13 protein-coding genes are annotated in these 13,096 nt (G+C 67.5%); 4 read left to right on the top strand and 9 right to left on the bottom strand.

Annotated elements, in window-relative coordinates; translation table 11 throughout:
• Positions 1 to 3: 3 nt before the first annotated feature.
• Complete coding sequence (cobO, locus tag ACN22W_RS08980; RefSeq protein ID WP_129514543.1) at positions 4 to 606, top strand: cob(I)yrinic acid a,c-diamide adenosyltransferase; 603 nt, start codon at positions 4 to 6, stop codon at positions 604 to 606.
• Positions 607 to 608: 2 nt separating this feature from the next.
• Positions 609 to 1,913, top strand: coding sequence for a cobyrinate a,c-diamide synthase (locus tag ACN22W_RS08975; protein WP_419683633.1), 1,305 nt, complete (start codon positions 609 to 611; stop codon positions 1,911 to 1,913).
• 74 nt (positions 1,914 to 1,987) lie between these two features.
• On the opposite strand, the gene ACN22W_RS08970 is transcribed toward ACN22W_RS08975, so the two are convergent.
• From ACN22W_RS08970 to ACN22W_RS08960, 3 genes are all read right to left on the bottom strand, one after another.
• On the bottom strand, positions 1,988 to 2,233 hold the full coding sequence (locus tag ACN22W_RS08970; protein ID WP_419683631.1) for a type II toxin-antitoxin system ParD family antitoxin: 246 nt from the start codon (positions 2,231 to 2,233) through the stop codon (positions 1,988 to 1,990).
• Positions 2,234 to 2,352: 119 nt separating this feature from the next.
• Positions 2,353 to 2,892 (bottom strand): outer membrane protein assembly factor BamE domain-containing protein, encoded by a 540-nt coding sequence (bamE, locus tag ACN22W_RS08965; protein WP_419683629.1) that lies wholly within the window; start codon positions 2,890 to 2,892, stop codon positions 2,353 to 2,355.
• 174 nt (positions 2,893 to 3,066) lie between these two features.
• Positions 3,067 to 4,230 (bottom strand): M20 aminoacylase family protein, encoded by a 1,164-nt coding sequence (locus ACN22W_RS08960; protein ID WP_419683627.1) that lies wholly within the window; start codon positions 4,228 to 4,230, stop codon positions 3,067 to 3,069.
• Between the two features lie 331 nt (positions 4,231 to 4,561).
• On the opposite strand from ACN22W_RS08960, the gene ACN22W_RS08955 reads away from it, so the two are divergent.
• Both ACN22W_RS08955 and ACN22W_RS08950 read left to right on the top strand, forming a co-directional pair.
• Positions 4,562 to 5,635, top strand: coding sequence for a type IV toxin-antitoxin system AbiEi family antitoxin (locus ACN22W_RS08955; protein WP_419683625.1), 1,074 nt, complete (start codon positions 4,562 to 4,564; stop codon positions 5,633 to 5,635).
• Positions 5,604 to 6,509, top strand: coding sequence for a nucleotidyl transferase AbiEii/AbiGii toxin family protein (locus tag ACN22W_RS08950; RefSeq protein WP_419683623.1), 906 nt, complete (start codon positions 5,604 to 5,606; stop codon positions 6,507 to 6,509). Before ACN22W_RS08955 ends, ACN22W_RS08950 begins: the two co-directional genes overlap by 32 nt.
• Before the next feature lie 48 nt (positions 6,510 to 6,557).
• Here the strand turns inward: ACN22W_RS08950 and ACN22W_RS08945 are convergent, their stop codons facing one another.
• The 6 genes from ACN22W_RS08945 to ACN22W_RS08920 form a co-directional block, all read right to left on the bottom strand.
• Complete coding sequence (locus ACN22W_RS08945; protein ID WP_027787436.1) at positions 6,558 to 6,974, bottom strand: PIN domain-containing protein; 417 nt, start codon at positions 6,972 to 6,974, stop codon at positions 6,558 to 6,560.
• Positions 6,971 to 7,234, bottom strand: coding sequence for a type II toxin-antitoxin system VapB family antitoxin (gene vapB / locus ACN22W_RS08940; protein WP_343491382.1), 264 nt, complete (start codon positions 7,232 to 7,234; stop codon positions 6,971 to 6,973). Before vapB ends, ACN22W_RS08945 begins: the two co-directional genes overlap by 4 nt.
• A gap of 240 nt (positions 7,235 to 7,474) precedes the next feature.
• The gene (locus ACN22W_RS08935) at positions 7,475 to 8,491 is read right to left on the bottom strand and encodes a GNAT family N-acetyltransferase (RefSeq protein ID WP_419683619.1); all 1,017 of its coding nucleotides are present in this window, start codon (positions 8,489 to 8,491) and stop codon (positions 7,475 to 7,477) included.
• Entirely contained in the window at positions 8,491 to 9,330 is an 840-nt protein-coding gene (locus ACN22W_RS08930; protein ID WP_419683617.1) for a formyltransferase family protein, read from the bottom strand. Before ACN22W_RS08930 ends, ACN22W_RS08935 begins: the two co-directional genes overlap by 1 nt.
• Before the next feature lie 88 nt (positions 9,331 to 9,418).
• Positions 9,419 to 11,692 (bottom strand): TonB-dependent siderophore receptor, encoded by a 2,274-nt coding sequence (locus ACN22W_RS08925; RefSeq protein WP_419683614.1) that lies wholly within the window; start codon positions 11,690 to 11,692, stop codon positions 9,419 to 9,421.
• Positions 11,693 to 11,714: 22 nt separating this feature from the next.
• A complete protein-coding gene (locus ACN22W_RS08920) occupies positions 11,715 to 13,079 on the bottom strand; it encodes a lysine N(6)-hydroxylase/L-ornithine N(5)-oxygenase family protein (protein WP_419683612.1) in 1,365 nt (454 codons plus the stop codon).
• Positions 13,080 to 13,096: the final 17 nt, after the last annotated feature.

Genomic DNA, 13,096 nt, shown 5'->3' with positions numbered 1-13,096 from the left:
CCGATGAAGACCGATACCGAATCCCATCAGCGGATGGCCGAACGCCGCCGCGCCGGCCACGAGAAGAAACAGGCCGCCGCCACCCACGAAAAGGGCCTGCTGATGGTCCACACCGGCAACGGCAAGGGCAAGAGCACGGCCGCGTTCGGCATGGCCGTGCGCGTGCTCGGCCACGGCATGCGGCTCGGTGTCGTGCAGTTCATCAAGGGTGCGCTGCATACGTCCGAGCGTGACTTCCTCGGCGCCGTCGCGGAATGCGACTTCGTGACGATGGGCGACGGCTATACGTGGAACACGCAGAACCGCGACGCCGACATCGCGACCGCGCGCAAGGGCTGGGACGAGGCGCGCCGGATGATCGAAAGCGGCGACTACCGGATGGTGATCCTCGATGAGCTGAACACCGTGCTGAAGTACGAATACCTGCCGCTCGACGAGGTGCTCGCGACGCTCGTCGCGCGCCCGGACTCGGTGCACGTCGTCGTCACCGGGCGCCACGCGCCCGATGCGCTGATCGACGCGGCCGATCTCGTCACCGAAATGCGGCTCGTCAAGCATCCGTACAAGGAGCAAGGCGTGAAGGCGCAGCGCGGCGTGGAGTTCTGAGCGTGCCGGCCTGCCCCGCGCTGTTCGTCAGCGCGCCCGCGTCCGGCCAGGGCAAGACGTCGGTGACGGCCGGCCTCGCGCGGCTGCACCGCCGGCTCGGCCGCCGCGTGCGCGTGTTCAAGACCGGGCCGGATTTTCTCGATCCGATGCTCCTCGAACGCGCGAGCGGCGCGCCCGTGCATGCGCTCGACCTCGGGATGGTCGGCGAGGCCGGCTGCCGCGCGCTGCTGGCCGACGCCGCGCGCGATGCGGACCTGATCCTGATCGAGGGCGTGATGGGGCTGTTCGACGGGACGCCGAGCAGCGCCGATCTCGCGGCCGCGTTCGGCGTGCCGGTCGTCGCGGTGATCTCCGCGAAATCGATGGCGCAGACGTTCGCGGCGATCGCGTTCGGGCTTGCGCGGTTCCGGCCGGGGTTGCCGTTTCACGGCGTGCTGGCAAACCGAGTCGGCTCGGCGCGGCATGCGGAACTGCTGCAACAGGCGCTGCCCGACGACCTGCGCTGGCTCGGGCACGTGCCCGCCGATGCGGGCATCGCGCTGCCTGAACGGCATCTCGGCCTGCACCAGCCGGCCGACATCGGCGATCTCGATGCGCGGCTCGAGCGTGCGGCCGACGTGCTCGCCCAAACGGCGCTTGCCGAATTGCCGCCGGCCGTTGCGTTCGCGGAACCGGGCGTCGCGGCACCGCTGCCGCGTACGCTTGCCGGCAAGCGGATCGCGGTCGCGCGCGATGCGGCGTTCTCGTTCATCTATCCGGCGAATCTAGCGTTGCTCGACGCGCTCGGCGCGCAGTTGCGATTCTTCTCGCCGCTCGCGGACGAGCGCGTGCCGGACGATTGCGACGCGCTGTTCCTGCCGGGCGGTTATCCGGAACTGCATGCGGCGACGCTCGCGGCGAATGACGAAACCGCGCGGACGATTCGTGCGCATGCGGCCGCGGGCCGGCCGATCGTCGCGGAATGCGGGGGCATGGTGTATCTGTGTGAATCGCTGACCGATGTGGATGGCGCAACGACGCCGATGCTCGGCCTGCTGCCGGGCCACGCGACGATGCAGCGCCGGTTCGCGGCGCTCGGCATGCAGCGGCTCGATACGCGCGACGGGCCGATGCGCGGCCATACGTTCCACTATTCGCGGCTCGCGACGCCGCTGGAGCCGGTCGCGAACGCCGTGCGCCCCGACGACGCGCCGGGCAGCGGCGAAGCCGTCTATCGCAGCGGCGCGGTGGTCGCGACGTACATGCACATGTACTGGCCGTCGAATCCGGATGTGGTCGTGGCTTTGTTCAGCGGGGAAGCGTTCTAGATTGATCGATGCCGGGCGCGGATCGAGGCGGCACTGCTGATTCGAGATCCAGTTCAGCCAGCGGAGTCATGCCTTTAACCGCCATGTGTTGTCCGCATGCGGACCAGGAAGGCCTCGCTGTCGAAGGGCTGTGGCCTCCCTGATGCCTCGCCCGCCTTCAACGCTTCCTGCAACGTACGCATTTGCGTTTCGTGTGACTCGAGGAGCCGTAACCCGGCTCGCACGACGTCAATTGCGGAACCGTATCGCCCCGATTGCACTTGGGCGTCGACGAATTCGGCAAAGTGGTCGCCCAGGGAAACGGATATGTTTCGCGACATGAGTCACCTCCTTTTCAAGGCGAGCACCATATACCAAGGCTCTGTACATTTTGTATTCGGTGCTGTGACATCCTTGCCGATGTCCGGCCCGCGCCGCATGCGTTGCGTCTTTCGTCAGGTCAGGGTTTTTCGCGGCCCGGCGCTTCCGAACGCGAAGTCCGGATCACGGTGCCGTCAGGCGAGAAATGCGCATTGAACATCGCGTCGCCCGAAACGCCGCCCTCGGCCCAGTGCCAGCTCCACACCTCTTCATGGCTCAACGCGTATTGCGCGACCTCGGTCGGCTTGCCGAGCAGTTGCCGTACGTCGTCCTTCGACATCCCGGGCACGACCTTCGCGATGTTCGCCGCCGTCAGCGCCTGCGTGATCGACACGAGCCGGCCGTCGGGCCCGAAATCGAGCATGTAGGTACTCGTGCCGTACGGGCCGCGCGGATACTCGAACCGCTGCGAGCCGTCGTCGCCCTGCCTGACCATCTCGGGCTTGCCTGCCTGGCGGAGCACGTCCTCGACCGTCGAGACGCCCGGCTGCAGTTTGCCGAACGCCATCGGATCGGGCTTGATCGCGTTGACTGCATCGGCCACTTTCTGGTCGTCACACCCGGCCGCCAGAACGCCGACCGCACAGGCCGTCAGCACGGTCAGAAGCTGTTTTCGCATTTCGTCCACACCTGTATTCATCGAGCCGATCCGGCGTCGCGCGCAGCGTAGCACGCGACCTGTCCCGTCGATGTCAAGGAGCGTCAAATCAGCGTGTGCGGTCCGCGCACGTCCGATTTCGCGGGCGCGCACGCACACACCGGGCGGCGGTCGCCATGCCGCCGTGACGCTGCGTCACACCAGAAACGCCTCGGCCAGCTTGACCCAGTAAGACGCGCCGGTCGGCAGTGCAGCATCGTTGAAGTCATACCCCGGGTTGTGCACCATGCAGCCGCCCTCCCCGTCGCCATTGCCGATGATCAGGTAGCTTCCCGGCCGTTTCTCGAGCAGGAACGCGAAATCCTCGCTGCCGGTCAGCGGCACCATCCCGTCGATCAGGTTCGCGTCGCCCACCCACTCGCGTGCGACGCCGCGCGCGAACGCGGTCATCTCCGCATCGTTGACGAGCACCGGGTAACGGCGCTGATAGTCGATCGTCGCGGTCGCGCCGAACACGGCCGCCTGCGCATGCACGACTTCCTTGATGCGCGTCTCGAGCAGGTCCCGCACCTCGGGCTTCAGCGCACGCACGGACAGGCGCATCTGCGCGCGATCCGGAATCACGTTCGGCGCCTCGCCTGCGTGGATCGCGCCGACCGTGACGATCGCCATGTCCAGCGGCGACACGTTGCGCGACACGATCGTCTGCAACGCCAGCACGATCTGCGCGCACACGACGACGGGATCGATCGCCTTGTGCGGCACCGCGCCGTGGCCGCCGCGGCCCTGCACGTCGATGGTCACCGTATCCGACGACGCCATGAACGGCCCCGGCAGGAAGCCGAATTTTCCGGTCGGGAAGCCCGGCATGTTGTGCATCGCGAAGATCGCATCGCACGGGAACAGCTCGAACAGCCCGTCATCGAGCATCTTCTTCGCGCCGCCGAGCCCTTCCTCGGCCGGCTGGAAAATCAGGTTCAGCGTGCCCGAGAAACGGCGCTCGCGGGCGAGATGCTTCGCGGCCGCGAGCAGCATCGCCGTGTGGCCGTCGTGGCCGCACGCATGCATCTTGCCGGCGATCGTGCTCTGGTACGGCAGGCCCGTCGACTCGTGGATCGGCAGCGCGTCCATGTCGGCGCGCAGGCCGAGGCGCTGCGTGCCGTCGCCTGCCTTCAATTGCGCGACGACGCCCGTGCCGCCGAGCCCGCGATGCACCGTGTAGCCCCACGACTGCAGTTGCTCCGCGACGAGGTCGCTCGTCGCGAATTCCTCGAAGCCCAGTTCGGGATGGGCATGGATGCGGTGCCGGATCTCGATCATTTCGTCGGCAAGGCCTGCGGGGATCACGCTGTGCGTCATGGGGTCGTCTCCTGTGTCCGGTGGGGAATCTGCAGGCAAGGATAGTCGGTTCGGCGGCAACCGGGCAGACGGAAAGTCGTCGCGGTAGCAACTAGAAGTTGCCGTTTCGAGGCGTGACACGCGGTGGGCACACCCCGGCCATCCGGACGACTGCCGCTCGCCATGCGGGCATGTGAAACTTCGATTTTCCGTGTATAAGGATCCGGCGATGGCCGCTGAGATATCGAGAATATCGCCTGTTCATCAAGGACTTGCGAAGGGTTGTTCATTTTTTGACGTTTGTACATTTTTTGTGTACGCTGACAAAAAAGTGAACAGACGACCCGCTCCGATGCCCAAGAACGCCACCCTCCCGATGTCGGAACAGCGCGTGCTAGACGAAGCCTGCGCCGCGTTCGAACGCGCGACGCGGCGCTTCAAGGCACGGCCCGTGCGCGTGCCGGCGGCGTACAACGCGCGTGCCGACGCGATGATCCGCTTCGACGTCGCCGGGCAGGCATTCGAGATGCCGGTCGCCGTGAGCCTGCGCGTCGAATCGCTGCCGGGCGCGCTCGCGGAATTGCGCCGCCGCGGCGGCGCTGCCCCGATGCCCGGCGAGCGGCCGCTGATGCTGGTCGCGCCGCATCTTTCGGCCGAGTTGGCTGCCGGCCTGACCGACCAGGGCATTCCGTTTCTCGACACTGCCGGCAACACATGCCTGATTCAGCCGGAGGCAACCGTGATGATCGCGGGCCGGCCGAAACCCGCACGCGCGCCACGGCGGCAAGCATCGCGCGCGACGACGCCGAAGGGGCTGGCCGTGATGTTCGCGCTCGCGACGCAGCCGGGCCTCATCGCGCAGCCATATCGGGGGATCGCCGCCGCGTCGGGCGTCGCGCTCGGCACGGTCAATCTCGCGATGGACGATCTGATCGCGCGCGGCCTCGTCGGGCAGCGTCGCAACGGCGAGCGCCTGATTCCAGACTGGCCGCGCTTCGTGCAGGAATGGGTCGCGCTGTACCCGAGCCGCTTGCGCGCGAAACTGCCGAGCCGCCGGTTTACCGGCCTCACGCCTGACTGGTGGCGCGGTTTCGATTTCGCGGCATTCGATGCGCGGCTTGGCGGCGAGCCGGCGGCCGACTTGCTGACGCACGACCTGAAGCCGGCCGCGATCACGGTCTATACGCACGGCGCGGTACCCAACAGCCTGCTGCTCAAGGCTCGCCTGCGCCCGGACGAACACGGCGACGTCGAGTTCCTCGAAGCATTCTGGCCGCACTCACCGGTGCTCGACTGGCGCGAACAGGATGTGCCGCTCGTGCCGCCGCTTCTGATCTACGCGGATCTCGTCTCGTCCGGGGACAGCCGCAACCTTGCCGCCGCCGAACGGATCCATGACCGATACCTCGCCCACCCGCCCGCTTGAAGTCGATCCAGGCCGGCCGCTCGAGCCGGCGGCGGTCGCGCTGCTGCAAGCGCTCAGCACGGCCTGCGCGCGCCTCGACGCGGCCTTCGTCGTCGCTGGCGCAACCGCGCGCGACATCCTGATGTGGCACGTGCACGGCATCCGGCCGGTGCGCGCGACACGGGACGTCGACGTCGCGGTCTGCGCGGTGAGCTGGCCATTCCACGCGCATCTCGTCGATGAACTCGTCGCGACCGGGCAATTCACGCGCGCACCGAAACAGCAGCAGAAACTGCTGTTCGAGAGCGGAACGCACGGTTTTCGCACTGATCTCGATCTCGTGCCGTTCGGGCCGCTCGAAGCGCCGCCGGGCGAGATCGTGTGGCCGCCGGACGGTGAATTCGTGCTGAACGTGCTCGGGTTCCAGGAAGCAGTCGACACCGCACAGCCGGTGTCGATCGACGCGCGCACCGTGGTACCGGTAGCCAGCCTGCCGGCGCTCGCGCTGCTGAAGTTGCTCGCATGGAAGGACCGGCGCGCGCGGCAGAACAGCGACGCATACGACCTGCTGTTCCTGCTGCGGAATTTTCACGACGCCGGCAATCGCGAACGTATCTGGGATGCCGCGCCGGACCTGCTCGAGACACACGCGTTCCAGCCAGGCCTTGCCGCCGCCGCGCTGCTCGCGCGCGATGCGAAACGGATCGCGTTGCCGCAAACGCACGACGCCATCCGCGCGCTGCTGTCCGACGAAGCGACTTACACGGCACTCGGCCAGGATCTGCTGGCACGCGCGTTCGCACTGTTGCCGGGCGAATTCAGCGATGACGCCGACCGGTACCTCGACGCGTTCCGCCACGCCTTTCTCGTTGATCCGCCCGCCCCGCCCGCGTGACGCGCCGCTGCAAAACAGCCACGCCACCGAGCGTTCGCCCCGCTGCGCTCAGGCCGCCCAATCCTCGAGCGACAACCCGGCGACCCGGCCGAATTCGCGGCCGTTGTTCGTGACAAGCACCGCGCCGGCCGCGATCGCATGCCCGGCGATCGACGCATCGTTCGCGCCGATCGGCGTGCCGCGCGCGGCGAGATCCGCGCGAATCGCGGCCGTTGCATCGACGGCCGCCGTATCCCACGACAGCACGCCATCCAGCCGCGACACAAAGGCCGTCACGAGTTCCGCATGCTTCGGCGACGCTTTCCTGCCGACCGCGCCGAACCGCATTTCGGCATAGGTAATCGCCGATACGACGATCCGGTGCTGCGCATTGACGCACGACTGCAACCGCGACAGCACCACCGGTGGCCGCTCGCGCATGATGAACGAACAGATGTTCGTATCGAGCATATAGAGCGTCGTCACCGGCCGGACTCCGTCGAATCGGCGGCGTCGCCGGACAGGTCGAAACGGCCGGACTCGATGACGGCCGGGCGTTCCGCGAGGAAGTCGGTGTCGGCCAGCGGTTCGTTCGCGAACGAGAGCCACGTGGGACGCACCGGCCGCAGCAGCAGCGTGTCGCCCTCGCGGCGGATCTCGAGTTCCGTCACGCCCTCGAACTCCATGTCCTTCGGGATGCGGATTGCCTGGTTACGGGCGTTCTTGAAAATGGAAACGGTGCGCATGAGCCACTCCACGGGAGTACGATGCGCCCATTCTAGGCATATGTCGGCATATGTCAATATTGGGGGCCGCGAATCGGGTGTCGAGCCCCATGCTGTAGCGGGTGTTTTTGCCATGTCGTCGTGCCTGTCGTCGATGAGGAGAGCGATCCATTCTTCACGACGCAGGCCGCGCGGTCCATATCCCGAACGGCCGAGGCAGGCGCGACGCAGGGCCGCGCGCATCGTCGCCCGCCCGCCTCGTCACGGCAACCGGAAAGTGTCGAAGAATGTGTCGCGCTCGATCATGGTGAGCGCCGCACGCTTGTGCGGGAAATCGAATTCCTTCAGCGTGTGGAATCCGAGCCGGTGCATGTACGCGATGTGCCGCACGTGATCGACGCGCGGCTCGCCGACGAGCCGCTGCGTGCGCGGTTCGTCGACGAACATGTAGTGCAGCACCCCGCTCCACCACGCATGCAGCTTGCCGGCGCTCTGGAAGCGCGAGTCGCCGATCAGCAGGTGCAGCCCGCGATCATAGTCGTGCGCGTCGTAAAACGGCGCGAGGCGATCCTCCTTCGCCCAGTAGAACTCGAAATAGCCGAACGGCTTGTCGTCGAAATAACCGATCATCGGGTGCATGTGCGGATCGGCGAGCCGCTCGGCGAGATACGCCGCATGCTCGTCGCGCGTGCCGCGCTGGTCCCAGAACTGCGCAACGCGATCGAGGTTCATCCAGCCGCTGAACAGGTCCGCGTGCGCGTCGACGTCGACGGTGCGCAGGCTGAACGTCATCCCGACCTGCGGCATATAGCGCGCATAGATCTCGCCCGCCGGCGACGGCGGCCGCACCGGATGCCGGTGGCCGTTCGTGATCGCGTAGCGCAGCGGCATCCCGCCCGACGCGGGCGCCGTCAGCCACGGCCGCGGGTTCTGCCAGAACGTCGTGCGCGACACGCTCAGGCGCAGCATGTCGCCGGCGACCTGCGCGCTGTCGATCACGCCCTCGCGCACCGCGCGTGCGACGTACGATGCGACGGCCGCCGCACCGGCGCCGCCGAGCGGCACCGAGATCGTTGCCGCGTCGTGCCGCGTGTCGGTGTTGAACAACGCGACGAACGCCGCGAGCAGCCGGTCCGGCGAATCGTCGGGATGCCATGCGTCGAGCGTGTGTTCGGCGACCAGCGCCGCCTGGCCGGGCGCGGCGCCGTCGAGCGCCGCCGCCACCTCACCTTCGACGGCGTCCGCGGCGCCGGCCGGTTTCGTCAGCGTGTCTTCCATCACAGTGCTCCCGCATCGTGGCGGTCGGCGAGGACGTGAAGCCCCCGCTCGAGCGCCGGAAACAGACTGCGCTGGAAGTTGTTCCAGCGCAGTTCGAGAATCGTGTCGTCCGGCGCGATCGGCGTGTCGAGCACGTCGCAGATCACCTCGCCGGAATCGATGCCGTTGTCGACGTAGTGGAACGATGCGCCCGTCATCGTCACCGGCTCGACGGACGACGTCGCGCCGCTCGCCCAGTCGACCCGTTCGCCGCGCGCGCCGTGCAGCGCGTCGAGCGTCGCCCACGCGCCGCGCCGCTGGTACGGCGAATCGTCGGCCGTGATGCCCGGGTGGATGTTCGCGATGCGCCGGTGAAAGCGCGCGCCGGGCCGCACGAGTTCGTCGAGGATCACGAGCAGCCCGTCGAGCACGACGACGTCCGCGTCGAGTTCGAGCAGGCGCTCGAGCAGGCGGCGCTCGAACGCCTGTTTGCCGGCCACGCGCTCGCGCGCGTCGCGCGGCAGGCGCCGGTATGTCGACGGAATCGAACAGAACAGCTCGTCGACCGGCCGGCCCTGCACCGTCAACCCTTCCGGCAGGATCCACGGGCGGCCCGGCGTGCGCGCGAACCCGTAATCGGCCACTTTCGCGCGATCGGCCGGCGAACCGTCGTCGTCGTCGACGATCACGCCCTCGAGCGTGTAGCGCTCGCCGAGCGGCGAGTCGTTCAGGCGCTCGACGAGGAATTCGAGCGGCGCCTTCATGTAGCGCGTGCCGCCCTGATAAGCGACCGGCTGGCCGGCGCGATCGGCCGCGCCGTTGCGCAGCGACTGGATGTAGACGAGATTTTTCTTCGGCATGGAGGCGTCGTGGAAAAAAGCGGACGAAGACGCCGCGGCCGGCCCGCGCCGGCCACGAGGGCCGGCCGGCAGGCTGCGGCGCGCAACGTCACCAGTTGTATTTCGCGGTTGCGATCACCGTGCGGTCGGTGCCGAACACGCAGACGTTCATCGACTGGCAACCGCTGATGTAATGGCGGTTGAACAGGTTCGTCCCGTTTACGGCGAAGCGCCAGTTACGCGTGTCGTAATGCACACCCGCGTCGAACAGCGTGACGCTCGATACCGTCAGCGAGTTGTCGGCCGCACCGGCCGACGCGCTCTGGTAGCGAATGCCGCCGCCGAGGCCGAAACCGGCGAGCGGCCCCGTGTGCCACGTCCAGTCGGTCCACAGCGACGCCATCTGGCGCGGACGCGGGATGTCGACCGGCCAGTTGTTCAGCGACACGTCGTTGGCCTTGATGTTCTTCACATCCTGGTACACGTACGACGCGATCAGCGACAGGTTCCGCGTGAGCTTGCCGGTCGCGCTCAGCTCGATCCCGCGCGAACGCACTTCGCCGGTCTGCACCGACTTCGTGCCGGTAGGGTCCTGACTCGGCAGCGCCGACGTGAGCACATTGGTCTGGTTGATCTGGTAGATCGCCGCGTTCAGCATCAGGTTCTTGCCGGGCGGCTGCCAGCGCAGGCCGGCCTCGATCTGCTTGCCGCGCGTCGGCTGCGGCAGCCCGCCGCCGAGCAGGTTCACACCGATCAGCGGATTGAACGACGTCGCGTAGCTGACGTACGGCGACAACCCGTAGTCGCCCTGGTACGTGAGGCCGACGCGGCCGGTAAACGCCGTCACGTCCGCCTTCGTCGACGTGCCGGCCGCGCGGTCGTCCATCCGCATGTTGACCCAGTCCTCGCGGCCGCCGAGCGTCAGCGTCCAGCGATTCCACTTGATCTGGTCCTGCGCGTACAGGCCGAACGTGTTGATCGCCGTGTACGTGTTGGTGCGGATCGTCGACGCCGGATCGAACACCGCCGTCGTGACCGGCAGGTAAACCGGGTTGTAGATGTTCAGCGGCGGCGCGGCGGCGAGCCATTCGCTGTCGGTCGCGGTCTGCCGGTTGTACTGGAAGCCGAGCAGCAGCGTGTGCTGGAGCGGGCCCGTCGCGAAACGGCCTTCCACGTTGTTGTCGATGTCGAAGCGGCTGTAGTTCATCTGGAACACGCCGGCCCAGCGCGACACGTCGGTCGTGCTGCCGTCGACGAAGCCGTTGCCGAACACCGAGCCGTTGTCGAGCGACAGGTGCATCAGGCGCACGTTCTGCCGGAACTTCCACGCCGGGGTCAGGTTCTGCTCGAACTGGTAACCGACCGACCACTGCTTCTTGCGGTAGTAGTTGAAGTTCCCGTCACCTTCATAGACGTCCTTGTTGATCTGCCCGTTCGGGTTCGGCAGCACCGTGCCCTGCGCGGGCAGGAAGTTCGACGAGATGTCGCCCCAGTCCTGCAGATACGTCGCGGACAGCGTCAGCGACGTATCCGCGTTCGGGCGCCAGCGGAACGACGGCGCGAGCGCGACACGCTGGTCGTTGTTCGGGCCGGTCAGCGCGTTGCCGTCGCGCGCGACGCCGACGAAGCGGTACGCGTACTTGCCGTCCGCATCGAGCTTGTCGCCGACGTCGATCATGAACTGCTTGCGCGCATAGTTGCCGATCTGCACGCCGGCCTCGCGCACGCGCTCGCCGTCGGCGAGCTTGGTCTGCACGTCGATGATCGCGCCGGGGTCGCCCGCGCCGTACAGCACCGAGGTCGGCCCGCGCAGCACGGTGATGCTGTCGATCATGTACGGATCGACGCGCCAGCTCGCGAGGTTGATCGTGTTCGGTACCTGCAGCCCGTTCACGTAGGCGGTCGGCGTGAAGCCGCGCAGTGCCGCGTACCAGTCCGAACGGTTGTCCGAACCGTACGACGAGAAGCCCGGCACGTAGCGCAGCGCCGCGTTCACGTCGGTTGCGCCGGTCATCTCGATCTGCTGCGCGGTGACGACGTTGATCGTCTGCGGAATCTCGTTGATCGGCGTGTCGGTCTTCGTGCCGGCGCGGCTACGCTTCGCGACGAGCCCGACCGTGCCGTCCCCTTCCGAGGCCGCGTTGACGTTGATCGCCGGCAGCGTGCCGTTCGGCGAGCCGTTCTGCGCGCCGGTCGACGTACTGCCCGCCGCACCGTTCTGCGCACTGCTGGCCGACGCCGTGGCGCCTGCGTTCCCGGCCGGCGCCGTCTGGGCGTATGCCTGCCCCGCCGCCGCACCGAACGCCACGCTTGCCGCGGCTGCGATCGCACGCAAACGCGTGCCTGTTGCCCACTCCATCTTTCTCTGCTCCACTTTTTTCATGCGGTCTCCGACCGCGCTTTTGTCAAAGAGCGAAAGCCATGCGGCCCGCGCTCGCCCCGTTTTCTTGTCTTGCCCGGGCCGCGCCTTCGTTTTGGGCGGGCGCGATCCCGTCTTCGAGCGACGCGCAGATTTCGTCCGCGCGGCGCGCCAGTACCGACAGCAGCGTGTCGGACAATCCGTGGCTGTCCTCGCAACAGCCTTGCAGGTAGATGCGCGGCGCGAAGTGTTCGGGCGTCGCGAGCAGGTAGTCGCGCGTGACGTCGCCGCGCGTGAGCGCATCGCCCAGGTGCGGCGCGAGCCCTTCGAGCAGCGCCGAATGCGTATCGCGGCGGTAGCCCGTCGCGAGCACGAGCGCGTCGAAGCGCTCGACGCGCGTGGCGCCGCTCATCCGGTCGCGCAGCGTCAGTTCGAATCGGCCGTCGGCGCTGCGCACTGCGCCCTCGATCGCGCTGTTCGCGAGCAGCGCATGACGCGGCGTGCCGTCGATGCGCTGCAGGTACAGCATTTCGTAGATCTGTTCGATCAGCGGCCGGTCGACCACCGCGTAGTTGGTGTCGCGATAGCGATCGAGCAGCGCGCGGCGTGCGTCATGCGGCTGCGCATAAACGACGTCGGTGAACTCGGGGCTGAAGATCTCGTTGACGAACGGACTGTCGTCGGCCGGCTTCAGCGCGCCGGCGCGCATCACGAGGCTCGCGTCGACATGCGGGAAGCGGCGCGCGAGATCGATGAACACCTCGGCCGCGCTCTGCCCCGCGCCGATCACCGCGACGCGGCGGCGTTCGCCGTCCGGTGACGCGACGAGCCGGTCGATGTCGGTGAGATACGACGACGAATGGATCACGCGGTCGCGGCCGAGCGCGGCGAACGCGTGCGGAACCGCGGGCGTGCCGCCGACACCGACCGACAGCGCACGAGTGACGCGCTGGCGCTCGTGACCCGCGGCGTCGCGCGACAGCACGCGCAGCGCGTCGATCCGCGCGCCGTCGCCGTGCACGGGTTCGATTGCGAGGACGGTTTCGCTGTAATGGACGCGATCGTCGAACGCGTCGGCGACCCAGCTCAGGTAGTCGTGGAATTCGACGCGGGTCGGATAGAAGTTCTTCAGGTTGACGAATTCGTTCAGCCGGCCGCGTTCGAACAGGTAGTTGATGAACGTGTAGCGGCTTTTCGGATCGCGCATCGTGACGAGATCCTTCAGAAACGAGATCTGCATCCGGCAGTCGTCGAGCAGCATCCCGCGATGCCAGCCGAATTCCGGCTGGCGCTCGACGAAGCAATGGGCAAACGTGCGCGCGCCGCTGCGCTCCGCGAGGCGCACGGCCAGCGCCAGATTCGACGGCCCGAAGCCCACGCCGATCAGGTCGAATACGGTTTCTCTCTGCATGTTTCAGCTCCCTTGTC

The sequence above is a fragment of the Burkholderia theae genome, assembly GCF_048565265.1.
GTDB lineage: Bacteria > Pseudomonadota > Gammaproteobacteria > Burkholderiales > Burkholderiaceae > Burkholderia > Burkholderia theae.
The sequence above is the reverse complement of the archived record's forward strand: the minus strand, read 5'-3'. Positions and strand labels throughout refer to the sequence as shown.